The following is a 22,564-nucleotide window of genomic DNA, read 5'->3' on the forward strand; positions in this document are numbered from 1 at the left end:
ATTACCCCTTAATTATTGGCAGCAGCCTCTGGCTGATTGATTTTTGCCGGAGCCGGACGCTCCGATTTTGGCGTAGCATACCAATAACCTAATCCCATGAATACGACACCGGACAAAGTATTACCGAGTGTCACCCACAGCAGGTTATGACCAATTCCTGACAGGGTATAGGCTTCGCTGTGATGGCCGAACCAGGAGAGGGCAAACAGCGTCATGTTGGCAACGGAGTGCTCGTAGCCGGAAGCGATAAACGCCAGCAGACACCACCAGATAGCGAGGAATTTTGCCGCGCCTTCGGTACGGATTGCCATCCAGATTGCCAGACAAACCAACCAGTTACACAGTGCGCCTTTAAAGAACAAAACCATTGCAGGCGCGGTCGTTTTCGCCAGAGCAACCGAATGGACGATGCTGGTATCGACCGGCAGCAGGCTACCGCCACCCCAGCTGTAAAGCAGAGCGACAAACACGGAACCGACCAGGTTACCCAGCCAGGTTTTTGGCAGGATTGCCCACATCTGACCGTGGCTGATGGTGCCTGCTTTGACGCCGAGCGTCAGAAACATGGTGTGACCGGTAAACAGTTCCGAACCGGCAATAATGACCAGCGTTAAGGCGATACCAAAGGTTGCACCCATCACAAGAGGACGAACGGACGGGTCGAGCAGATTACCGAGGGTGAAAATAAGAATGATGCCGAGACCCACATAGGCTCCCGCCATTGCCGAACTGATCCAGAATCCGAGCGGGTTATTAGCCGACAGGCGTGCGATGCGCGCAGCGTTAGCCGCACACTTATTGATAGTGTCTGTGAACATGTGTTGATTATCCTTGAAGTACAAACAATAAAAAGAAATCGTAACCGTAGGCCGGACAAGGCATTTATGCCGCCATCCGGCAATGTGCTTGTGCAATTGCCTGATGGCGCTACGCTTATCAGGCCTACTAATAAAAGACCTACAAATACGTCAAAAAAGGGGAGGCGTTGCGCCTCCCAAAATTAATTAACCGCGCAGTTGCACCGTGCCGTCTTTCACTCGCGCTTCGTAATGTTTCACGGAGAACTGTTCGTCTTCCATGCACAGACCGTCGCTTAAGCGAAAACGCTGTTTTTTCAGCGGGCTGGCAACCCACAATTCGCCCTGATGTTCAGCAATCAGCCCACGAGAAAGCACGCTGGACTCAAAGAACGGGTCGATGTTGCTGATCGCAAACACCTGGTCGCTGTGATACGGGCGGAAAATCGCAACCTGCTCGTTACCTAACAGGGCGCAGACGCCTGTTGCAGGCAGAATGTCATCGATTTTGCAGATGTTTTTCCACTGGCTCATGCGTTTTCCTCCACCAGAGTCACCGGGATACGCTCATAAGGCGTGGCCGGACGATGTTGTTCACGTTCAGGCACAACCTGGACATTCGGATCGCGTTTTTCGCTGTTGATAAAGTGTTTGAAGCGAACCTGCGCGGATGGGGTGTTAACGGTTTCTGTCCACTCACACACCACTGCTTCACGCAGACGGGCCATCTCTTCTTCAAGATGCTGGTTCAGACCCAACTTGTCGTCGATGATGACGGACTTCAGATACTCAATACCGCCTTCCAGATTGTCTAACCACGGTGCGGTACGGGTCAGTTTGTCGGCAGTACGGATGTAGAACATCATGAAACGGTCAAGGTACTTGAGCAGCGTTTCGCGATCGATATCCGCTGCCAGCAGGTCTGCATGACGAGGTTTCATCCCGCCGTTACCGCAAACGTACAGGTTCCAGCCTTTCTCAGTGGCGATGATACCCACGTCTTTACCCTGAGCTTCCGCACATTCACGGGTACAGCCGGAGACGCCGAACTTCATTTTGTGCGGGGTACGAATGCCTTTGTAGCGATTTTCCAGCTCCACGCCGAAGCCCACGCTATCGCCGACGCCGTAACGGCACCAGGTGCTGCCTACGCAGGTTTTCGCCATACGCAGCGCTTTGGCATACGCGTGACCGGTTTCAAAACCGGCTTCAATCAGCTGACGCCAGATTTCCGGCAGGTCATCTTTCTGCGCGCCGAACAAGCCGATACGCTGAGAACCGGTAATTTTGGTGTACAGGTTAAATTCACGCGCGATACGGCCCACAGCTACCAGGCCTTCAGGGGTAATTTCGCCACCCGCAGAGCGCGGGATCACGGAGTAAGTACCGTCTTTCTGGATGTTCGCCAGGAAATTGTCGTTGGTGTCCTGCAACGGCGTGTGCTGCGGTTTGAGGATGTACTCATTCCAGCAGGAAGCCAGCAGGGAACCTACGGTAGGTTTACATACTTCACAGCCGTAACCTTTCCCGTGTTTTGCCAGCAGCTCTTCGAAGGTTTTGATGCCTTCTACGCGGATGAGATGGAACAGTTCCTGACGTGAGTACGGGAAGTGTTCACACAGATTGTTGTTAACTTCGATACCCTGTTTCGCCAGTTCGGCGTTCAGAACCTGCGTTACCAGCGGGATACACCCGCCGCAGCCGGTCCCGGCTTTGGTTTCTGCTTTCAGCGCCGCAACGGTATGGCAGCCCTTGTTGATAGCGGCAACCAGCATGCCTTTGGTGACGTCAAAACAGGAGCAAATCTGCGCGCTGTCCGGCAGTTTATCGACACCGATAGACGGCTTACCGCTGCCCGCGTGTGCTGGCAGAATCAGTGAATCCGGATTTTCCGGCAGTTCGATGGCGTTCAGCACCAGTTGCAGCAGATTGCCGTAATCGCTGGTGTCGCCCACCAGAACCGCGCCGAGCAGGGTTTTGTTATCTTCGCTAACGATCAGGCGTTTGTAGACTTCTTTGCTTTCGTCGAGATAGACATAGCTACGGGCGCCCGGCGTGCGCGCATGCGCGTCGCCAATACCGCCGACGTCAACGCCGAGCAGCTTCAGCTTGGCGCTCAGGTCCGCGCCTTCAAAGGCGTTTTCAGTTTCGAGAATATGGTCAACGGCAACCTGCGCCATTTTATAGCCTGGAGCGACCAGACCATACACGCGGTTGTTCCAGCTGGCGCATTCGCCGATGGCATAGATGTCCGGGTCAGATGTCTGGCAAGTGTCGTTAATGACGATACCGCCGCGTGGCGCGACGTCCAGACCGCACTGGGTGGCCAGTTTGTCGCGTGGACGAATACCGGTAGAGAAGACGATGAAATCGACTTCCAGTTCGCTACCGTCGGCAAAACGCATGGTTTTGCGCGCTTCGGTGCCTTCCTGAACGATCTCTTTGGTGTTTTTGCTGGTGTGCACACGCACGCCCATGCTTTCAATTTTGCGACGTAACTGCTCGCCACCCATATGATCCAGCTGTTCAGCCATCAGCATTGGGGCGAATTCAATCACGTGGGTTTCAACGCCGAGGCTTTTCAGCGCACCGGCGGCTTCCAGGCCCAGCAAACCACCGCCGACGACAGCACCGCGTTTGCTGCGGCGTGCGCAAGACTCAATGGCGTTGAGGTCTTCGATGGTGCGGTAAACGAAGCAGTCCTGGGTTTCCGAACCTTTAATCGGCGGGATCCACGGATAAGAGCCCGTCGCCATGATCAGCTTATCGTAGTAAACCGTACGACCTGCGCTGGAGTGGATCACCTTCTCCTGGCGGTTAATGGTAATTGCGCGCTCGCCCACTAACACCTTAACACCGTGCTTCTCGTAGAATCCTTCACGCACCAGAGAAAGCTCTTCGGCGGTGTGGTGTGAGAAGTAGGAAGACAGGTGTACGCGGTCGTACGCTTTGCGGGGTTCTTCACAGAAGACGGTAATATCAAAATTGGCAGCGTCGGATTTATCAAGAAGATCCTCAATAAAGCGATGGCCGACCATACCATTACCGATAATAGCGAGTCTGACTTTGCTCATTTTTGCCTCGATTTCTTTTCTATTACTGCCTACCTTAACGATTCAGCAACCGCGCTTATTGATACAAATCAAATTCGCCCTTATATACTCCTTAAGAGGTATATAACTGATTTGTCAGCATTTTTATAAGTGACGGAATTATTTGGGTTTTCGTGTTTGTATAAATAGCGTACAAATTAAAGGGTTTTTGTAAGAATTGGCCTACATGACCAGTGAAAGAAGAGAGGGGTGAGAATGTGCCGGATGATGTGGATACCATCCGGCAGTGAGATTAATGCGCTGCTGGGGCGTTATGCTGGCGATGGCGCGTGACAAACCCAAGAATAAAGCACATCACGAATACAACCGCATACAAGCCGTTAGCTGTTTGCAATGCCGCCTGCGGGCCGCTGTGTGCCACGATAGGGCCGGTGACGACGAAAGTGAGCATGGTGCCGATGGTGCCGCAGGTCAGAACGAAGTTAACCAGTTTGGGTGAGGCGACCTTCGTCTGCTGGGAGCCAAGGGTAATGATGGTGGTATAAATCGCACTGGAGAAGAAGCCCAGAGTCATAATAAACCACGGCATATGCTCTGGCGTACCGGTGATAAACAGATACATCAGGACGGTAGCCAGACCCGCCAGTACGGTCAGGATGCGCTGCAAATCGAAGAAACGCAGAATAAAGCTAAATGCCCACATGCCAACCATGTAAGACATCCAGAAGTCGCTGACCAGTTTACCCGCATCGTTCAGGCTCATGCCCAGACTTTTGGCGTATTCCGGAACCCAGGAGATAAAACCCAACTGACCGAGGATGTAGCACAGCGCGGCGATCGCCAGAAACAGCACGCCAATCCCCCATTTTTCTTTTACTACCGGCGCGTCTGACTGCTGAGCGTGTTTACCCAGTGCCGGGAATTCACAACCGAAGGTCAGCAGGAAAATGGCGACGTATACGAGGCCGATGCAGGCATAGACCCAATACCATTCGATGCTGCGCGCTAACAGGAACGCGGCAACCATTGGGAAAATCATACCGGCCATGCTGAAGAAGGAGTCAGTAAACAGCAGGCGGGAACCGCGCTGACGACCTTCGTACATTTGAGTTACCAGGAACGTACCAATCGACATGGTGATACCGCTTACCAGGCCCAATACAAACATGGCGGCGGAGAACAAGGCCAGGCTATGGCTGAACATCAGTCCGGCAACGGCCAGTACCATCAGGATAAAGCCGAAGCGCAACTGGGTTTTCAGTGGCACGATTTCCATTAACCATGCATTCAGAAAGATAGAGATCAGAATGCCGGCATTCAGGAAGGTGAAGGTGTTACTCATGCTGGAAACGGGCAAATGGAAGTAATCTGCGATGTTTCCCATCACCATCCCGGTGACAATTACCAACGCACCTGTCAGGGCGTAGGAGAGAAAGCTAATCCATGTGAGCTTGATGCGATTGCTGTTAGTCATGACTGGCCTGTATAGAAGTGTAAGGCGCATTGACTGCGCCGTGAGCGGGCAGATTTTAGGCGCTTTAGTGATGTATTTAAATATTTATCGGTAATAACTTGGTGCGTTACATTTTTCAATGTGATCTTGATCACATTGATACTTGCAGCCATGAGGTTACATTTGTTTCAGGTACGTAAAATTAAGTAAAGGGATGGCCTTGTCCTTGAAGGCTCTTTAGAATCAATTCACTTGCTTCATTTCTGCTCTTGTTAAGGAATTCTCATGCTCAAATCGACTCTGGCGGCTGTTGCAGCTGTTCTCGCTCTTTCTGCTCTCTCTCCCGCAGCACTGGCAGCAAAAGGTGATCCACATGTTCTGCTGACAACCTCTGCTGGTAACATTGAGCTGGAGCTGAACAGTCAGAAAGCCCCGGTTTCAGTGCAAAACTTTGTCGATTATGTCAACAGTGGTTTCTATAACAACACCACGTTCCACCGTGTGATCCCAGGCTTCATGGTGCAGGGCGGCGGTTTTACCGAGCAGATGCAGCAGAAGAAACCTAACCCGCCAATCAAGAATGAAGCCGATAACGGACTGCGTAACACTCGCGGCACGATTGCTATGGCGCGTACAGCGGATAAAGACAGCGCGACCAGCCAGTTCTTTATCAACATTGCAGATAACGCTTTCCTCGATCACGGCCAGCGCGACTTTGGCTACGCTGTTTTCGGTAAAGTTGTGAAAGGTATGGATGTCGCGGATAAGATCTCTCAGGTACAGACCCATGATGTCGGTCCATACCAGAATGTCCCGTCAAAACCGATTGTTATCCTTTCTGCTAAAGTCCTGCCGTAATCGTATCTTGCGCGGGTAGTTCTTGCCCGCGTTCACCCCTCTCTCTGCGTAACCCGAAATTGCTGCTTATACTTGTGGCAAGTGTCGGCTCATTCAGGGAGGTCACGTGAAAAAACTCACCGATAAACAAAAGTCCAGGCTGTGGGAACAACGGCGAAACGCCAATTTCCAGGCCAGCCGACGGCTGGAAGGCGTAGATATTCCACGGGTTACTCTGAGTGCTGAAGACGCCCTGGCGCGTCTTGAAGAGCTGAGGAGGCACTATGAGCGATAAATTCGGTGATGGTCGCGACCCGTATTTATATCCGGGCCTGAATGTCATGCGTAACCGTCTGGGGATTCATCAGGCGCAGCGTTTGGCGCAGGCTGCTTATGAACTGACAGCGCTGCGTGCTGCGACTATCGAATTGGGGCCACTTAAACGGGGCTTACCGCACCTGTGCGCCATTCATCGCCAGCTGTATCGGGATATTTTTGACTGGGCGGGACACCTGCGTGAAGTCGATATTTACCAGGGCGATACTCGCTTTTGCCACTTCGCCTATATCGAGAAAGAGGGCAATGCGCTGATGCAGGACCTGGAAGAGGAGTCCTGGCTGGTGGGATTGCCGGAAGACAAGTTTGTCGATCGTCTTGCCCACTATTATTGCGAAATCAATGTGCTGCATCCGTTTCGCATTGGCAGTGGCCTGGCGCAGCGTATTTTCTTCGAACAGTTAGCGATTCATGCCGGGTATATGCTGAGCTGGGATGGCATTCCGGTTGAGGAGTGGAATCAGGCTAATCAGAGCGGGGCGATGGGTGACCTGTCTGCACTGCGGGCGATATTTCGTAAAGTGGTAAGCGAAGCCCCGGAAACTGAGTAGAATAGCGCGGTTCTTATGTACCGGAGCCGCCATGATCCTGCTTATTGATAACTATGATTCTTTTACCTGGAACCTGTACCAATACTTCTGCGAACTGGGCGCTGATGTCCTTGTCCGGCGCAACGACGAGCTGACGCTGGCGCAAATCGACGCGCTGAACCCGCAAAAAATCGTGATTTCCCCTGGGCCATGCACGCCGGATGACGCCGGTATCTCACTGGAGGTTATTCGTCATTTCGCCGGTAAGCTCCCCTTGTTGGGTGTTTGTCTTGGCCACCAGGCGATGGCGCAGGCCTTTGGCGCGAGCGTAGTTCGGGCGGCTAAAGTGATGCACGGTAAAATCTCGCCGATTACCCATACCGGGCAGGGTGTTTTTCAGGGACTCGCTAACCCATTAACGGTGACGCGCTACCACTCTCTGGTGGTTGCCCCTGAGACGCTTCCCGAGTGCTTTGAGGTGACGGCCTGGAGTGAAACGCAGGAGATTATGGGCATTCGTCACCGCGAGTGGGATATGGAAGGGGTACAGTTTCACCCGGAGAGTATTCTCAGCGAACAGGGGCATCAGCTGCTGGCTAATTTTCTCAATCGCTGATTTGTAGTTGCTATTCAGTGATTTTTTATTCATATTTTGTGATTATAATTTCACTGGCGTTTCTGCTTAACAGGGTGGTAATGACATGGCAACTGAACAAACTGCAATTACGCGCGCGACATTCGATGAAGTGATTCTGCCGATTTATGCACCGGCTGAGTTTATCCCGGTAAAAGGAAAAGGGAGTCGAGTGTGGGATCAACAGGGCAAAGAGTATGTTGATTTCGCGGGCGGCATTGCAGTGACCGCGTTAGGGCATTGCCATCCGGCATTGGTTGAGGCGTTAAAAACCCAGGGCGAAACCCTGTGGCATACCAGCAACGTATTTACCAACGAACCGGCGTTGCGCTTAGGCCGTAAAATCATTGATGCGACCTTTGCCGAGCGCGTGCTGTTCATGAACTCCGGTACTGAAGCCAACGAAACCGCCTTTAAGCTGGCGCGCCATTATGCCTGCGTGCGTCATAGTCCGTTCAAAACCAAAATCATTGCCTTCCATAATGCGTTTCACGGCCGTTCGCTGTTTACCGTGTCCGTTGGTGGGCAGCCGAAATACTCCGACGGCTTTGGGCCAAAACCGGCGGATATCATCCATGTCCCGTTTAACGATCTGCATGCGGTCAAAGCGGTGATGGACGATCACACCTGCGCGGTGGTCGTTGAGCCTATTCAGGGAGAGGGTGGCGTCACTGCGGCTACGCCGGAATTCCTGCAAGGTTTGCGTGAACTTTGTGACCAGCACCAGGCGCTGTTGGTATTTGATGAAGTGCAGAGTGGAATGGGGCGTACCGGCGATTTGTTTGCCTATATGCACTACGGCGTGACGCCGGATATCCTCACCAGCGCGAAGGCGCTCGGTGGCGGCTTCCCGGTAAGCGCGGTGTTGACCACTCAGGAGATTGCCTCCGCGTTCCACGTGGGTTCGCACGGCTCCACTTACGGCGGTAACCCGCTGGCCTGCGCGGTAGCGGGGGCAGCGTTTGATATCATCAACACGCCGGACGTGCTGGGAGGGATTCAGGCCAGGCGTCAGGCGTTTGTCCAGCATTTGCACAAGATTGATCAACAGTTCGATATTTTCAGCGATATTCGCGGGATGGGGCTGCTGATTGGCGCTGAGCTGAAGCCGCAGTTTAAAGGCCGGGCGCGCGATTTCCTCTATGCCGCCGCGCACGAAGGGGTGATGGTGCTGAACGCCGGGCCGGACGTGATGCGTTTCGCACCGTCGCTGGTAGTGGAGCAGGCGGATATCGATGAAGGAATGCAACGTTTCGCGCAGGCGGTAGCGAAGGTGGTGGGCTGATTGCCGGATAGCGGCGCGAGCGCCTTATCCGGCCTACAGGGTAAGGTGTGATTCGTAGGCCGGATAAGCGTAGCGCATCCGGCAAATCTCTTAACCTTTCATGTCCCGTAGTCGGCGGCTCAGCCAGATCCCGTGGTGCGGTCGCTGACGCCATGCTACCGACGAAATGGTATGCATGGTGTTCAGATGCCCAAGAACCCGCTGCAGATGCTGCTCAAGGGTGCTTAACGGACCATGGGACAGCATCTCTGGCGCTTCGAGAATATTCACATCTCCCGAGCTTCCCGGCCCATCATATTCCAGCCGCTGCTGACAGCGCTGGAGCGCAATTTCACAGGACTCCAGATACCGCTGCGCCAAATCCGGCGTCAGCATCGTATGTTCCCTTGCCAGCGTGGTCATCGCGTTGATGTGTTCAACGATGAACTGGCTGTGCGTGACCCACAGTTTCATGTCTGCAAGGTAGTGCGAGTTAAATCCCGGCTCCTGCATTGCCTGGTTCAGCGAGTTGAACAGCGTGTTTTGCGTCTGGTTGACGCGCATGCGTTGATACGCCAGCGGCGTGGCCTGTGGATCGTTGCTGAGGATCAGACGAATTGCCTCCTGGTCGGCTTCTAACGCATCGTGGGCGTTCTTACGCAGCAGACCGCTCTGCCACTGTGGCCACAGCCAGAGCGTGCCGCCAAAGGCGATTAAGCAGCCAATGACCGTATCGACAAACCGCGGCACGATAAACTCTTCCCCGTTCAGCGTCAGCAGTTGCAGGGTGTATACCGCCGTTACCGTAAAACCGACGGTAGCCCAGCCGTAGTTTTTACGGATGATCAGATAGCTCACCAGGGTGATCAGCAGCATGGCCGCCAGCGTGAAACCTTCGGGAATATGAAAGTGCAACGTGACGCCGGCAATAACCAGTCCAACGAGCGTACCTACGGAACGGTGTAAGATGCGCACCCGGGTCGCCCCGTAGCCATTTTGCGTAACAAACAGGACTGTCATCAAAATCCAGTAAGGCTTTGGCAGGTGTAAAGCGCTGCCCATCAGGCTGGCGATACTCAACATAACGCTGATGCGTCCGGCATTGCGCAGCGCTGGGGATTTCAACGACAGGTAGTTTTTCAGGGCAGGGATCAGCGGCAACCGACGCTGCTTGTCAGCCATTAAGTCACGGGCATACAGCGGGCGCTGGGTCCGTAGCACGCGGGCAATACGGCTGAAGTGCCAGTAGCAAAATTGCCCCACCGGATTGTCCGGATGCTGCCTGGCGATTTTCTCCAGCGTGCCAATCTGCTTTTCCATCGAGAAACGGGTCGGCAAGCGGTGATACAAAATATCATCGGCCAGTACCCGAAGGCGTTCGGCGACGGTTCGCGCGTTCCAGCGAATTACCTGCTCTGCGTGGCTACGCTCAACCAGTTTTTGCACTTCTTCTGGCTGGTGGAGGCTAACGGAAATATGCTCCTGTAAATCCAGCGCCTCCTGAAAGGCACGCAGCAGGCGTTTGTATTCGTTGTTGTGATGTGCCGACAGCATATGCATTTGCTGATAACACTGGGTAATCAGATCCACCGCCTTTTGTTGGCGAACCAGCAGGGGAGGCAGCGCTTTTTCTGGGTCGGCATGCTGGGTCAGCATGCTGTACTTGGCTTCACAGTAATCGGCTAATTCACGGTACAGCAAGCTGAGCGATTCACGGAGCGGTTGCTCGCGCCACATCCAGAACCAGAACCAGTTGAACAGGCCGTACCATAACGTGCCCAGCGCGTAGATCAGCAGCGGCTCCCAGACGGGCATATTCCCGGCCAGGCTGAGCGTGAAAATCGCCGCGATAAGCGAGGCTGGCAGTAATCGCGCATGCAAGGGGCTTAGCTCGGCGGTTACGCCAAGAATCAGCGTCAGGCCGGTGAGGATCAATGGTAGCGGTATAGTTTGCGCAAGCAGTAGCTGCATGATCAAGCTGCACCCGGCAAACAGCGATGCACCAATGACTAAGCGTTTGAAAAAGCGCTTGTGCGGGGTATCAAGACCGGCAATGTTGCAGCAGGCAGGGACGAGGGAAAAGAGAAGCCCCAAATGAAGCTGACCGATGATCAGACCAACAGCCACAGGTAAACATAGCACCAGCGTTTGTCGTAGTGCGTAGTTGATCTCTGGGTGGTATATCAGTCTTCGCCACATCGGAGTAAACAAAAGTGGCGCATTACTGGGTAACGCGCCACTTCGATGGGGTTAACGCGTGCCGTAGACGACGATGGTCTTACCGTGTGCGGAGATCAGGTTCTGATCTTCCAGCATCTTCAGAATACGACCGACGGTCTCACGGGAGCAGCCAACGATCTGGCCGATTTCCTGACGGGTGATTTTAATCTGCATGCCGTCCGGGTGGGTCATCGCATCAGGCTGTTTCGCCAGATTCAGCAGAGTCTGCGCGATACGACCGGTTACGTCGAGGAAGGCAAGGTTGCCCACTTTTTCAGACGTGACCTGCAGACGACGAGCCATCTGAGAAGACAGGCGCATCAGAATATCCGGGTTGACCTGGATTAATTGGCGAAATTTTTTGTAGGAAATTTCAGCGACTTCACATGCGGTTTTGGCACGTACCCAGGCGCTACGTTCCTGACCTTCTTCGAAGAGGCCTAATTCACCAATAAAATCGCCCTGATTCAGATAAGAAAGGATCATTTCTTTCCCTTCTTCATCTTTGATCAGCACTGCCACGGAGCCTTTAACGATGTAATACAACGTTTCCGCTTTTTCACCCTGGTGAATCAGCGTGCTCTTCGATGGGTACTTATGAATATGGCAATGAGACAAGAACCATTCGAGAGTCGGGTCTGTTTGCGGTTTGCCAAGCACCATGCGCGGTTATCCTCTGTTATAAGCTGTCTCCAGAGCCAGAAAACGACGCTGCCTCTGGGTTTGCAAAAATATGCTTCCCGCTACCTGGGAAAGGGGCTGTCAAAAATATACTGCAGCCTGTAATGTGATGTCCTCTGCATACATGCAGTACGTCAATGTATTACTGTAGCATCCCGTCTGTTTTAGCATAGCTTTCGCCGTGTGTCTCCTGGTGTCTCGCTTCAGCATGACGCAGGTCGCCTTCCGTTGCGAGAATTGTTATGTGCGCGTAATCTGTCAGGAAAATTGAAACATTGGAGTTACGAAATATGCAAGCGCGTGTAAAGTGGGTTGAGGGGTTAACCTTCCTCGGTGAGTCCGCCTCTGGCCACCAAATTTTGATGGACGGTAACTCCGGTGATAAAGCGCCGAGCCCGATGGAAATGGTATTAATGGCTGCCGGCGGTTGTAGCGCAATTGATGTGGTATCGATCCTGCAAAAGGGTCGTCAGGATGTGACCAACTGCGAAGTGAAACTGACTTCAGAGCGTCGTGATGAAGCACCGCGCCTGTTTACCCACATCAACCTGCATTTCATCGTAACGGGTAACGATCTGAAAGATGCGTCAGTCTCCCGCGCCGTCGATCTTTCAGCGGAAAAATACTGCTCCGTGGCGTTGATGCTGGAAAAGGCAGTGAATATTACCCATTCCTATGAAGTGGTTGCTGCTGCGTGATGTCATGCCTGATGGCGTTTCACTTATCAGGCCTACAGGATATAAACACGTAGGCCGGATAAGGCATCAGCCGCCATCCGGCAAAAGACCACATCACTCTATCTTCTTACCTTCCATCAGTCGCTGTACCAGCGGCAGCATAATCAATTCCATCGCCAGACCCATCTTGCCGCCAGGTACGACTAACGTATTGATATGGGAAATGAATGATCCCTGCAACATGGCCAGTAACCACGGGAAGTCGATCCCTTCCAGGTTACGAAAATGAATCACGACAAAGCTTTCATCCAGTGATGGAATGCTCTTAGCGGCAAAGGGGTTGGAGGTATCGACGGTCGGTACGCGCTGGAAGTTAATATGCGTCCGGGAAAACTGCGGCGTGATGTAATTGATGTAATCGTCCATTGAACGCACCACCGAGTCCATCACCGCTTCACGCGAATGTCCACGCTCGCTGGTATCGCGGGTCAGCTTCTGGATCCATTCCAGGTTTACGATAGGTACCACGCCAACCAGCAGATCGACATGCCGGGCCACGTTTTGCTGCGGGGTGACAACACCGCCGTGCAGCCCTTCGTAGAACAGTACATCCGTCGGTTCAGGCAGCGGCTGCCAGGGCGTGAATGTCCCCGGAACCTGGTTCCATGGTACGGCCTCATCGTAAGTGTGCAGATATTTTCGCGACTGGCCTTTGCCCGTCTGACCGTATTCGATGAAGGTTTGTTCCAGCAAGCCGAAGTCATTAGCTTCAGGGCCAAAATAGCTGATATGCCGCCCGGCATCGCGCGCTTTGCGAATCGCCATGTCCATTTCTGGACGGGTATAGCGATGAAAACTGTCACCTTCCACCTCGGCGGCGCGCAGATTTAACTGCGCGAAAATTTTACGAAACGCGAGGCTGGTGGTGGTGGTCCCCGCGCCGCTGGATCCTGTTACCGCAATCACCGGATGTTTGGCAGACATAACAACTCCATGAAATGGTTGTAATTATAGTAAAGTCGGCCGGCGGCTACGGATTACTCGTGAATCTGCTTCCTCGGCATAATGTTGACCGTTTCATGCAGTTCAGACCACACCAGCACGGCTTCACCTGATTGTAGTTGGCGTTTGACGTCGGCGACTTTTTGTTCGAGCGAGCGTTCATGTTCACCATAATCGGTGCCTTCGCGCAAGACAAAGCTTTCAATCAAATTGTCCAGCGCGTCCGGGGAGATATCTTGCCAGGGGATAATCATGATGATGCCTCCAGATACGTTGTCAGCCAATCCGGGATTCTTGATTCCAGCCACATCTCAGGACGGCGCACCGTGCCACCTATAAATCCGACGTGGCCGCCGTGTTCAGTAAGCTGGTACTCCACCTGTGAGGGCAGATTTTCCGGTTTCGGGATCACATGATGATCCATAAACGGATCGTCTTTCGCATGGATAATCAGCGTTGGTTTGGCGATCCGATTGAGCAACGGCATGGCGCTGCACTGGCGGTAATAGTCTATAGCATCGGCGAAACCGTGGATTTTGGCGGTGATTAGATCGTCAAAATCGCGAATGCGGCGCAAAGATTTCAACTGGGCCAGACTCACCGGCAACGAACCTGGATAAGCTTCAAGCTTCCGTGAGGCATTGGCTTTCAACAGATTGAGCAGGTAGCGCTGGTAGACCCGGGAGAAGCCCTTGTCCATATGGTAGCTACAGGCTTCCAGCACGAAAGGTGCAGAAACGATAACCGCCGCATCTATCGGAATATCGTTGCCTTCTTTTGCCAGCAGGCAAGCCAGCATGTTTCCACCGAGTGAATAACCTACCGCCGCGGTCGGTACGCGACCGAACTCACGCTCCAGCCAGTGTAAAAACCAGGTGCCATCTTCTGTTTCACCGGAGTGATAAATGCGGTTCAGACGATTGGGTTCGCCGCTGCAACCGCGAAAATGCATTACCACGCCCAGCCAGCCGCGCTTTTGCGCCGCTTCAATCAGGCCATGTGCGTAGGGGCTGTTCAGACTACCTTCCAAACCGTGAAAAACCACCAGGCGCGGTTTGTGTTTCGCCTGTTGCGGATCTTCACTCCACGCCAGATCGACGAAATCACCGTCAGGCAATTCCAGACGCTGCCAGTGGGCGTCGAACTTCACCTTGCGGCGAATTAAACGCGGCAGCATCGTCTGCAGATGGCGGTTACTGATACCGCGCATCGGGCGGAATTCTCGCGAATCGTCGGTAGGTGGGGTCATTTCTGTGGACGTGATTTCAACCATAACACCGGAGCAATTAATAATCGGAAAGAATAACTATACCGCGCACAGCGCGTGCGGGTTAGCCAATATGTGATTTTGTCGCTAGTCAGTCAGCAGGTTACGCGAGAAAAGATGAAAATCGACGTTGGGTTTACGTCGCCACAGGCGGGCTTTACGCGTCCCTGTCGCCACGCTTTCTCCGGTATCTTCAAACATTCCTGACGCTTCAAAGCGACGAATCAGACTTTTACGCTGGATCGACTGACCGAGGATCACCTCGGTGGCTTCGAGCAGTTGCCCATGGGTAAATGTTTCCGGCAAGCAGTATACGGGCAGGAGCGAGTACATCGTTTTTTGCCGTAAGCGGTGTAGCGCCGCGGTAATGATTTTCTCGTGATCAAACGCGAGTGAATAGTTTTTCAGTTCATCAACCGGCACCCAACGGGCATTGCTGACGCTGGCGATATGGGGCGCGCAGTCTACCCAGGCGATTAGTGCAAACCAGGTGACCGTCAGGCTCCAGCCGCGCGGGTCACGATCAGGGCCGGAAAAGGTATCCAGTTGTTCCAGCCACGAAGGCGAAACGCCTGTTTTTTCGGTGAGTTTGCGCAGCGCGGTGGCGCGGGTTGAATCATCGTTTTCGATATCAATAAAGCCGCCGGGTAATCCCCAACGCCCTTTTTGCGGCTGATTTGCCCGCTCGACCAGTAATACGCACAGCGCCTGCTGATGCAGGGTAAATAACACGCTATCTACCGTCACCAGAGGTGAAGGGAAGCGGCTGGCATCGTACTGATTCAGGTAGTCGGCTTCGGTGGTCATAAGGTACTCACGATGATTTGTAACGCTGACAAGTGTACCAGCCCGACACCGGGGGGCAAGGTTCGTTTTTTCTTATTGCTTATCAGTGGATTAGCTCACGCCTTAAAAATAATTCATTTTATGCTTGCTTAATATGTGTCACAGGGACATTATTAATTGTGTCGAAGGGACACAATTGAGGGGTGAGCGCGATGAACATAAAATTGACACTAACTTTGGACGACCAGACCTATGCCGTTGCCAGCGGTGTTTTTCCTGATGGTGCTGTCTGGTTAAAAGTCACCGATGCGTTGCCAACCTTTGCTCGCCTGATGCGCATCCGTGCCACGGCTATGCGTGATATGAACGATTTTATGCTGCTGGCGCAACTGGTTGAGGCGGTACGTCATCAGACCGATGTACTGGTCAGCCATCTCGACCTTCCCTGGCTGCCGTGGGCGCGTCAGGACAGACATATGGTATCGGGTGACAGCTTTGCGCTGAAAGTCTTCGCCAGTCAGCTCAATACGTTGAAATTTGACAAGGTCAACGTGCTCGACCCGCACAGCGATGCGGCGGCGGCTGCAATCGACAACTTTGTGGCGATCCCCCAGGAGGTCTGCCTGATGCAAAGCGAGTCATTATCGCGGCTGTTTCAGCAAAACGCGCTGATGCTGGTTGCTCCCGATGCGGGATCGCTGAAGAAGATTGATGCTGTAGCCAGAGTAGCCGGTGTGGAGCAGTACGCCATCCTGAGTAAAAAACGTGATGTGGCAAGCGGCAGCCTGACGGGATTTGCGTTATTGGCCGGAGACGTCAGGGGTAGGGATCTGCTGATTGTTGACGATCTGTGTGACGCAGGCGGTACGTTTATAGGCTCTGCACAGGTGTTACGTGATGCTGGCGCCCGCAGTGTCAGCCTGTATGTCACCCACGGTATCTTTTCTAAGGGCGTTGATCACCTGTTTGCAAACGGTATTGATGCTATCTACACCACCACCTCTTTAACTGCCCCTGCGTTGGTACATCCGCAGCTTGAGCTTATCGACATTGACGCGATTTACCGCGCCTGAGGGAGAGACTGATTATGAAAATGAACCCGATTCTGGCTATCGACGGCTACAAAGTTTCTCATCGCGTACAGTATCCACAGGGTACCCATCGCGTGTATTCCAACTTTACCCCGCGCAGCGATCGCTTTTTCTCCTCGCCGTTGGCGGATGGCAAACTGGTATTCTTCGGCCTGCAGGGTTTTATGCAGTGGTTTTTAGTCGACCTGTTTAATGAGGCGTTCTTTGCCCGCCCGGAAGACGAGGTGGTCAGCGAATACAAACAGGTCATGGACAGCTATCTGGGCAAAGATGCGGTGGCGGTGGACCATATTCGTGCACTGCATCAGTTGGGCTATCTGCCGCTGCACATTAAGGCGCTGGATGAAGGCAGCAAAGTCCCGATGGCGGTACCGGTTTTAACTATCATCAACACCCAACCTGAGTTTTTCTGGCTGGTGAATTACCTGGAGACCGTGCTGTCGGCGGAGCTGTGGAAGGCGTCAACAAATGCCACGATAGCTCACCACTACCGCAAAATCTGCGCTCGCTGGGCAGAGCAAACCTGTAGCGACCTGACGCACCTTGACTTCCAGTGCCATGACTTTTCATTTCGCGGTATGTCCGGATTACAGGACACCATGCAGGCGGGCAGTGGGCATTTGTTAAGCTTTAAAGGGACCGACAGTATTCCATCTCTGCTGTACGCTCGCGATTACTACACCGACGGCGAGCCCTATTTTATCGGCGCCAGCATTCCGGCTACCGAACACAGCGTGATGTGTATGGGTGAGCGCGAGCATGAAATTGAAACCTTCCGCCGCCTGATTGCCGATCTCTACCCGCAAGGATTTGTATCGATAGTCTCTGATACCTGGGACTACTGGCAGGTGCTGACGGAATATACCCGCGAACTGAAGAACATCATTCTGGCGCGTGAAGGTCGGGTGGTATTCCGTCCGGATAGCGGCAACCCGGTGGAGATCCTGTGTGGTACTGGCGAAGATGACGATACAAGCAGCGATCGTTCCGCTCAGGAGAAAGGGTCTGTGGAAGTGTTGTGGGAGATTTTTGGCGGCACGATTAACGCCAAAGGCTACAAGGTGCTCGACCCGCATGTCGGACTGATTTATGGCGACTCCATCACCCTTGAGCGAGCGAATGAGATCCTGCGTCGTCTGGAAGCGAAAGGATTTGCCAGTTCAAACGTCGTGTTTGGCGTTGGTTCTTTTACTTATCAATACAACACACGTGACACCTTTGGTTTTGCGATGAAAGCGACGTGGGGAGAAGTCGACGGCAAAGGCCGGACGATTTTTAAAGAACCGAAAACTGATAATGGTCTGAAACGTTCAGCCCGTGGTCTGCTTCGCGTCACACGTGATGAGCAAGGGGAACTGCGTCTGCATGACGAACAGACCTGGGAGCAAGAGCAGGAAGGGGAGCTGAAAACTCGTTTTCTCAACGGCAAGCTGTGTAACCGCGAGCATTTCGAAGAAATCCGCCAGCGTCTGGCGACACAGGGATAATTCAACAAAAATGCCGGATGAGACGTGTTGGCGTCGGATCCGGCAATGATGACTACTCGGCCAGCATCTGCTCAAGCTGTTCCTGAGCCTCCAGCCAGGCCATTTCACACTCTTCCAGCCCGGATTTCGCACTGGCCTGCTGCTGCAAACAGGCGGTAAGTTCGGCTTTGCGACTTTGGTCGTACAGTTCGCTGTCGCCGAGTTTTTCTTCCGCCTGCGCCAGCTGCGCGTGCAGTTTCTCCATCTCTTTTTCCAGACGGGTAATCTCTTTACGCAGCGGCTGCGTCAGGGAGCGCAGTTCCGCTTCGCGGCGCTTCTGGTCTTTACGCGCCTGGGCGCTGTTAACGCTCTCTTTCGCCGGTTCGTCGCCCTGGTTTTCCTGTTTCTGGACATCGCTCAGCCACTGCTGATAATCCTCCAGATCGCCATCAAACGGCTCGACTTTCTTGTCGTGTACCAGATAGAGGTCGTCGGTGGTGGAGCGGATCAGGTGACGGTCGTGCGAGACGACAACCAGCGCGCCTTCAAAATCGATCAGCGCCTCGGTCAGCGCCTGACGCATATCCAGGTCCAGGTGGTTGGTTGGTTCATCGAGCAGCAGCAGGTTAGGGCGCTGCCAGACGATCAACGCCAGTACCAGACGCGCTTTTTCGCCACCGGAGAAGCGGCGTGTCTCTTCGCTGACTTTATCGCCCTGGAAGCCGAATCCACCCAGGTAGTCACGCAGTTTCTGCTCCAGTTCCTGCGGCGCCATGCGTGCCAGATGCTGAATGGGTGATTCATCGGCGCGTAAAAACTCCAGCTGGTGCTGCGCGAAGTAGCCCAGTTTGATGCCTTTCGCCAGGCCAATCTCACCGCTGATTGGGGCCAGTTCGCCGGCCAGCAGCTTAATCAGCGTCGATTTACCCGCGCCGTTGCGACCGAGCAGGCCGATGCGGGAACCCGGCACCAGATTCAGTTTGATCGAATCGAGAATGACGCGATCGCCGTAGCCTGCGCTAACCTTTTCCATCTTCAGCAGCGGGTTTGGCAGGCTTTCCGGCTCACGGAAGCTGAAGTGGAACGGGTTGTCCACGTGCGCTGGGGCAATCAGCTCCATGCGTTCCAGCATTTTGATACGGCTCTGTGCCTGCTTCGCTTTCGTTGCTTTGGCGCGAAAACGATCGATATAGCTTTGCAGATGCGCCACGCGCTCCTGCTGGCTTTCGTACATAGCCTGTTGCTGTGCGAGGCGGGTCGCACGCTGGATTTCAAACGCGCTGTAGTTGCCGGTGTACTCGAACATGGTTTGCTGTTCGATATGAATAATTTTATCTACCACCGGATCGAGGAAGTCGCGATCGTGGGAGATCAAAATCAGCGTGCCCTGATAGCTTTTCAGCCATCTTTCCAGCCAGATCACCGCGTCGAGATCGAGGTGGTTGGTGGGTTCATCGAGCAGCAGTAGGTCTGAACGGCAAATCAGCGCCTGGGCCAGGTTGAGACGCATACGCCAGCCACCGGAGAAGTCGCTGACCGGGCGCTCAAGCTGTTCGTTGGAGAAGCCGAGGCCATGCAGCAGGCTGGCGGCGCGTGAGCGCACGGTCCAGGCGTCGATGGCATCCAGCTTGCCATGGACAGTGGCAATGGCATGTCCATCGTTACGTTCGTTGGCGTCGTTCAACTGCGCTTCCAGTTGACGATACTCGCGGTCGCCGTCAATGACGTACTCCAGCGCGGGCTGTGGCAATGCAGGCGTTTCCTGATTCACCCACGCGAGCTGCCAGTTTCCCGGATAGGTAAATCCTCCAGCGTCGGCGCTGAGTTCATTTTTCAGCAATGCCAGCAGGGTAGATTTACCGCAGCCATTTTTACCCACCAGGCCAACCTTCTGCCCAGGATTAATGGTGGCCGTGGCATTGTCCAGCAAGACGCGCACGCCGCGACGAATTTGTAACGATGAGAAAACAATCATAAGGCGCCGTATGTTCAGACTATGTTAATTTATCATTATGATAATGTAATGTGCGGGCCGTTTGCCGCACCGAGGCGCAATGGTAGCCCAAAACGTCGAAAATAGACAAAAGACAAAACCGGGAGGGGGATGATGTTCCAGCCAGCGAAAGTCTTGCTGCTGTATGCCCATCCGGAATCTCAGGACTCGGTCGCGAACCGTGTTCTGCTTAAACCGGCCATGCAGCTCAGCAATGTTACCGTGCACGACCTTTACGCGCACTATCCTGATTTTTTTATCGATATTCCGCATGAACAGGCGCTGCTGCGTGAGCATGATGTGATTGTTTTTCAGCACCCACTCTATACCTATAGCTGTCCGGCGCTGTTAAAGGAATGGCTTGACCGCGTACTGAGCCGCGGATTTGCCAGCGGTCCCGGAGGGAATCAACTGGCGGGAAAGTACTGGCGTAGCGTTATCACTACCGGAGAACCGGAAAGTGCCTACCGCTATGACGCGCTAAACCGTTATCCAATGAGCGATGTGCTGCGTCCTTTCGAGCTAACGGCCGGTATGTGCCGCATGCACTGGATGAGCCCAATTATCGTTTACTGGGCCAGACGGCAAACGAAGCAGGAGCTGGACAGCCATGCGAAAGCGTATGGTGACTGGCTGGCGAATCCGATCCCTGTGGGAGGCCGCTGATGGAAGGTTCTGATTTATTGACAGCAGGAGTGTTGTTCCTCTTCGCGGCGGTGGCTGCAGTTCCCCTGGCCTCAAAGCTGGGTATCGGTCCGGTGCTGGGTTACTTGCTGGCGGGTATTGCTATCGGCCCGTGGGGATTAGGGTTCATCAGCGATGTGGATGAAATCCTGCATTTTTCCGAGCTGGGCGTAGTCTTTCTAATGTTCATAATTGGGCTGGAACTTAATCCCGCCAAACTGTGGCAACTGCGGCGTTCAATTTTTGGCGTCGGTGCCGCGCAGGTGATGCTGAGCGCGGTGGTGCTGGCCGGATTATTGATGCTCACTGCGTTCTCCTGGCAGGCGGCAGTGGTTGGCGGCATTGGTCTGGCGATGTCATCTACCGCTATGGCGCTACAGTTGATGCGCGAAAAAGGCATGAACCGCAGTGAATCCGGACAACTGGGTTTTTCGGTACTGCTGTTTCAGGATCTGGCGGTGATCCCCGCGCTGGCGCTGGTTCCGCTGCTGGCGGGTTCTGCTGACGAACATTTTGACTGGATCAAAGTGGGAATGAAGGTGCTGGCCTTTGCCGGCATGCTGATTGGCGGTCGCTATTTGCTGCGTCCGGTTTTCCGCTTTATTGCGGATTCTGGCGTGCGGGAAGTGTTCACCGCTGCCACGCTGCTGTTGGTGCTGGGGTCTGCTCTATTTATGGATGCGCTGGGGCTGTCAATGGCGCTGGGAACGTTTATCGCGGGCGTGCTGCTGGCGGAAAGCGAATACCGACATGAGCTGGAAACGGCAATCGATCCGTTTAAAGGCCTGTTGCTCGGGCTGTTTTTTATCTCCGTTGGCATGTCGCTCAACCTCGGCGTGCTCTACACCCATATTCTGTGGGTGGCAGCGAGCGTGATCGTGCTGGTGGTCGTAAAAATGCTGGTGTTGTATGTGCTGGCGCGTCTTAACGGCATGAGAAGCTCTGAACGGATGCAATTTGCCGGGGTTTTAAGTCAGGGTGGTGAATTCGCTTTCGTGCTGTTTTCAACGGCATCCTCGCAACGGCTGTTTCAGGGCGACCAAATGGCGTTGCTGCTGGTGACCGTCACGCTGTCGATGATGACCACGCCGCTGGTGATGAAGTTGATTGATAAATGGCTCTCCCGCCAGTTTAACGGCACGGATGAGGAAGACGAAAAACCCTGGGTGGAAGATGATAAACCGCAGGTGATTGTGGTGGGGTTTGGGCGTTTTGGTCAGGTTATTGGTCGCCTGTTGATGGCCAATAAAATGCGCATTACCGTTTTGGAGCGGGATATCAGCGCGGTGAATCTGATGCGTAAATATGGCTATAAGGTTTATTACGGTGATGCCACGCAGGTGGAACTGTTGCGCTCCGCAGGGGCAGAGGCGGCGCAATCTATTGTTATTACCTGTAATGAGCCTGAAGACACCATGAAACTGGTGGAACTGTGCCAACAGTATTTTCCGCATTTGCATATTCTTGCGCGAGCGCGCGGACGTGTAGAGGCGCATGAGTTATTACAGGCTGGTGTGACGCAGTTTTCCCGCGAAACGTTCTCCAGTGCGCTGGAGTTGGGGCGTAAAACGCTGGTTACACTGGGAATGCATCCGCACCAGGCTCAGCGCGCTCAGCTGCATTTTCGGCGGCTGGATATGCGCATGCTGCGGGAACTGATCCCCATGCATACAGATACGGTACAAATCTCTCGAGCCAGGGAAGCCCGGCGCGAGCTGGAGGAAATTTTCCAACGAGAGATGCAGCAAGAGCGACGTCAGCTGGATGGCTGGGATGAATTTGAGTAGAGGATA

Annotated in this window: 20 protein-coding genes and 1 pseudogene; 10 read left to right on the forward strand and 11 right to left on the reverse strand. The window is 53.7% G+C overall.

Going from position 1 to position 22,564, the window contains the following annotated elements; all coding sequences use genetic code 11:
* Positions 1-8: 8 nt before the first annotated feature.
* The 4 genes from nirC to tsgA form a co-directional block, all read right to left on the reverse strand.
* Positions 9-818 (reverse strand): nitrite transporter NirC, encoded by an 810-nt coding sequence (nirC, locus tag SK35_RS01910; RefSeq protein ID WP_008786308.1) that lies wholly within the window; start codon positions 816-818, stop codon positions 9-11.
* Positions 819-1,004: 186 nt separating this feature from the next.
* Positions 1,005-1,331, reverse strand: a complete 327-nt coding sequence (gene nirD / locus SK35_RS01915) for a nitrite reductase small subunit NirD (protein ID WP_003023590.1) — start codon at positions 1,329-1,331, stop codon at positions 1,005-1,007.
* A complete protein-coding gene (nirB, locus tag SK35_RS01920) occupies positions 1,328-3,871 on the reverse strand; it encodes an NADPH-nitrite reductase large subunit (protein WP_008786307.1) in 2,544 nt (847 codons plus the stop codon). Before nirB ends, nirD begins: the two co-directional genes overlap by 4 nt.
* Before the next feature lie 271 nt (positions 3,872-4,142).
* Positions 4,143-5,324: an MFS transporter TsgA gene (gene tsgA, locus SK35_RS01925; RefSeq protein WP_048215419.1), complete on the reverse strand. Its 1,182-nt coding sequence runs from the start codon at positions 5,322-5,324 to the stop codon at positions 4,143-4,145.
* Positions 5,325-5,588: 264 nt separating this feature from the next.
* Between tsgA and ppiA the strand changes: the two genes are divergently transcribed.
* The 5 genes from ppiA to argD all read left to right on the forward strand — a co-directional run bounded on the left by ppiA (position 5,589) and on the right by argD (position 8,925).
* On the forward strand, positions 5,589-6,161 hold the full coding sequence (gene ppiA / locus SK35_RS01930) for a peptidylprolyl isomerase A (RefSeq protein ID WP_003023595.1): 573 nt from the start codon (positions 5,589-5,591) through the stop codon (positions 6,159-6,161).
* A gap of 106 nt (positions 6,162-6,267) precedes the next feature.
* Positions 6,268-6,435 carry a YhfG family protein gene (locus SK35_RS01935; protein WP_003827708.1) on the forward strand — a complete coding sequence of 56 codons (168 nt, stop codon included), beginning with the start codon at positions 6,268-6,270 and terminating at the stop codon, positions 6,433-6,435.
* Entirely contained in the window at positions 6,425-7,027 is a 603-nt protein-coding gene (locus SK35_RS01940; protein ID WP_048215420.1) for a putative adenosine monophosphate-protein transferase Fic, read from the forward strand. Before SK35_RS01935 ends, SK35_RS01940 begins: the two co-directional genes overlap by 11 nt.
* A gap of 31 nt (positions 7,028-7,058) precedes the next feature.
* Positions 7,059-7,622, forward strand: coding sequence for an aminodeoxychorismate synthase component 2 (pabA, locus tag SK35_RS01945; RefSeq protein ID WP_048215421.1), 564 nt, complete (start codon positions 7,059-7,061; stop codon positions 7,620-7,622).
* 85 nt (positions 7,623-7,707) lie between these two features.
* Positions 7,708-8,925 (forward strand): bifunctional acetylornithine/succinyldiaminopimelate transaminase, encoded by a 1,218-nt coding sequence (gene argD / locus SK35_RS01950; RefSeq protein ID WP_008786303.1) that lies wholly within the window; start codon positions 7,708-7,710, stop codon positions 8,923-8,925.
* 90 nt (positions 8,926-9,015) lie between these two features.
* Here the strand turns inward: argD and SK35_RS01955 are convergent, their stop codons facing one another.
* Both SK35_RS01955 and crp read right to left on the reverse strand, forming a co-directional pair.
* On the reverse strand, positions 9,016-11,103 hold the full coding sequence (locus tag SK35_RS01955; RefSeq protein WP_008786302.1) for a YccS/YhfK family putative transporter: 2,088 nt from the start codon (positions 11,101-11,103) through the stop codon (positions 9,016-9,018).
* A gap of 51 nt (positions 11,104-11,154) precedes the next feature.
* Positions 11,155-11,787, reverse strand: a complete 633-nt coding sequence (crp, locus tag SK35_RS01960) for a cAMP-activated global transcriptional regulator CRP (protein WP_000242758.1) — start codon at positions 11,785-11,787, stop codon at positions 11,155-11,157.
* 308 nt (positions 11,788-12,095) lie between these two features.
* On the opposite strand from crp, the gene SK35_RS01965 reads away from it, so the two are divergent.
* Positions 12,096-12,503 (forward strand): OsmC family protein, encoded by a 408-nt coding sequence (locus SK35_RS01965; RefSeq protein WP_003827750.1) that lies wholly within the window; start codon positions 12,096-12,098, stop codon positions 12,501-12,503.
* 93 nt (positions 12,504-12,596) lie between these two features.
* Here the strand turns inward: SK35_RS01965 and SK35_RS01970 are convergent, their stop codons facing one another.
* The 4 genes and pseudogenes from SK35_RS01970 to SK35_RS01985 form a co-directional block, all read right to left on the reverse strand.
* The gene (locus tag SK35_RS01970; RefSeq protein WP_003827751.1) at positions 12,597-13,466 is read right to left on the reverse strand and encodes a phosphoribulokinase; all 870 of its coding nucleotides are present in this window, start codon (positions 13,464-13,466) and stop codon (positions 12,597-12,599) included.
* 53 nt (positions 13,467-13,519) lie between these two features.
* Positions 13,520-13,738, reverse strand: a complete 219-nt coding sequence (locus SK35_RS01975; RefSeq protein ID WP_003023615.1) for a YheU family protein — start codon at positions 13,736-13,738, stop codon at positions 13,520-13,522.
* Positions 13,735-14,803: pseudogene (locus SK35_RS01980) on the reverse strand (hydrolase). Before SK35_RS01980 ends, SK35_RS01975 begins: the two are co-directional and overlap by 4 nt.
* Before the next feature lie 35 nt (positions 14,804-14,838).
* Positions 14,839-15,558, reverse strand: coding sequence for an NUDIX domain-containing protein (locus SK35_RS01985; protein WP_008786298.1), 720 nt, complete (start codon positions 15,556-15,558; stop codon positions 14,839-14,841).
* A 191-nt stretch (positions 15,559-15,749) separates the two neighbouring features.
* Between SK35_RS01985 and prs the strand changes: the two genes are divergently transcribed.
* Positions 15,750-16,610, forward strand: a complete 861-nt coding sequence (prs, locus tag SK35_RS01990) for a ribose-phosphate diphosphokinase (protein WP_048215422.1) — start codon at positions 15,750-15,752, stop codon at positions 16,608-16,610.
* A 14-nt stretch (positions 16,611-16,624) separates the two neighbouring features.
* The gene (locus tag SK35_RS01995) at positions 16,625-18,115 is read left to right on the forward strand and encodes a nicotinate phosphoribosyltransferase (RefSeq protein WP_048215423.1); all 1,491 of its coding nucleotides are present in this window, start codon (positions 16,625-16,627) and stop codon (positions 18,113-18,115) included.
* 52 nt (positions 18,116-18,167) lie between these two features.
* Here SK35_RS01995 and SK35_RS02000 read toward each other — a convergent pair whose 3' ends face one another.
* Positions 18,168-20,069 (reverse strand): ABC transporter ATP-binding protein, encoded by a 1,902-nt coding sequence (locus tag SK35_RS02000; RefSeq protein WP_003827754.1) that lies wholly within the window; start codon positions 20,067-20,069, stop codon positions 18,168-18,170.
* Between the two features lie 132 nt (positions 20,070-20,201).
* On the opposite strand from SK35_RS02000, the gene kefG reads away from it, so the two are divergent.
* Both kefG and kefB read left to right on the forward strand, forming a co-directional pair.
* The gene (gene kefG / locus SK35_RS02005; protein ID WP_003023629.1) at positions 20,202-20,753 is read left to right on the forward strand and encodes a glutathione-regulated potassium-efflux system ancillary protein KefG; all 552 of its coding nucleotides are present in this window, start codon (positions 20,202-20,204) and stop codon (positions 20,751-20,753) included.
* Positions 20,753-22,558 carry a glutathione-regulated potassium-efflux system protein KefB gene (gene kefB, locus SK35_RS02010; protein WP_003827759.1) on the forward strand — a complete coding sequence of 602 codons (1,806 nt, stop codon included), beginning with the start codon at positions 20,753-20,755 and terminating at the stop codon, positions 22,556-22,558. Before kefG ends, kefB begins: the two co-directional genes overlap by 1 nt.
* Positions 22,559-22,564 lie beyond the last annotated feature (6 nt).

The sequence above is a fragment of the Citrobacter sp. MGH105 genome (genome assembly GCF_001037485.2).
GTDB lineage: Bacteria > Pseudomonadota > Gammaproteobacteria > Enterobacterales > Enterobacteriaceae > Citrobacter > Citrobacter portucalensis.

Coding starts and splice junctions, on each gene's coding strand:
- prs (WP_048215422.1), top strand. CDS start 15,750: ATGAACATAAAATTGACACTAACTTTGGACGACCAGACCTATGCCGTT.
- SK35_RS01985 (WP_008786298.1), bottom strand. CDS start 15,558: ATGACCACCGAAGCCGACTACCTGAATCAGTACGATGCCAGCCGCTTC.
- nirB (WP_008786307.1), bottom strand. CDS start 3,871: ATGAGCAAAGTCAGACTCGCTATTATCGGTAATGGTATGGTCGGCCAT.
- nirD (WP_003023590.1), bottom strand. CDS start 1,331: ATGAGCCAGTGGAAAAACATCTGCAAAATCGATGACATTCTGCCTGCA.
- SK35_RS01995 (WP_048215423.1), top strand. CDS start 16,625: ATGAAAATGAACCCGATTCTGGCTATCGACGGCTACAAAGTTTCTCAT.
- argD (WP_008786303.1), top strand. CDS start 7,708: ATGGCAACTGAACAAACTGCAATTACGCGCGCGACATTCGATGAAGTG.
- kefB (WP_003827759.1), top strand. CDS start 20,753: ATGGAAGGTTCTGATTTATTGACAGCAGGAGTGTTGTTCCTCTTCGCG.
- SK35_RS01955 (WP_008786302.1), bottom strand. CDS start 11,103: ATGTGGCGAAGACTGATATACCACCCAGAGATCAACTACGCACTACGA.
- SK35_RS02000 (WP_003827754.1), bottom strand. CDS start 20,069: ATGATTGTTTTCTCATCGTTACAAATTCGTCGCGGCGTGCGCGTCTTG.
- kefG (WP_003023629.1), top strand. CDS start 20,202: ATGTTCCAGCCAGCGAAAGTCTTGCTGCTGTATGCCCATCCGGAATCT.
- pabA (WP_048215421.1), top strand. CDS start 7,059: ATGATCCTGCTTATTGATAACTATGATTCTTTTACCTGGAACCTGTAC.
- tsgA (WP_048215419.1), bottom strand. CDS start 5,324: ATGACTAACAGCAATCGCATCAAGCTCACATGGATTAGCTTTCTCTCC.
- crp (WP_000242758.1), bottom strand. CDS start 11,787: ATGGTGCTTGGCAAACCGCAAACAGACCCGACTCTCGAATGGTTCTTG.
- nirC (WP_008786308.1), bottom strand. CDS start 818: ATGTTCACAGACACTATCAATAAGTGTGCGGCTAACGCTGCGCGCATC.
- SK35_RS01975 (WP_003023615.1), bottom strand. CDS start 13,738: ATGATTATCCCCTGGCAAGATATCTCCCCGGACGCGCTGGACAATTTG.
- ppiA (WP_003023595.1), top strand. CDS start 5,589: ATGCTCAAATCGACTCTGGCGGCTGTTGCAGCTGTTCTCGCTCTTTCT.
- SK35_RS01940 (WP_048215420.1), top strand. CDS start 6,425: ATGAGCGATAAATTCGGTGATGGTCGCGACCCGTATTTATATCCGGGC.
- SK35_RS01970 (WP_003827751.1), bottom strand. CDS start 13,466: ATGTCTGCCAAACATCCGGTGATTGCGGTAACAGGATCCAGCGGCGCG.
- SK35_RS01965 (WP_003827750.1), top strand. CDS start 12,096: ATGCAAGCGCGTGTAAAGTGGGTTGAGGGGTTAACCTTCCTCGGTGAG.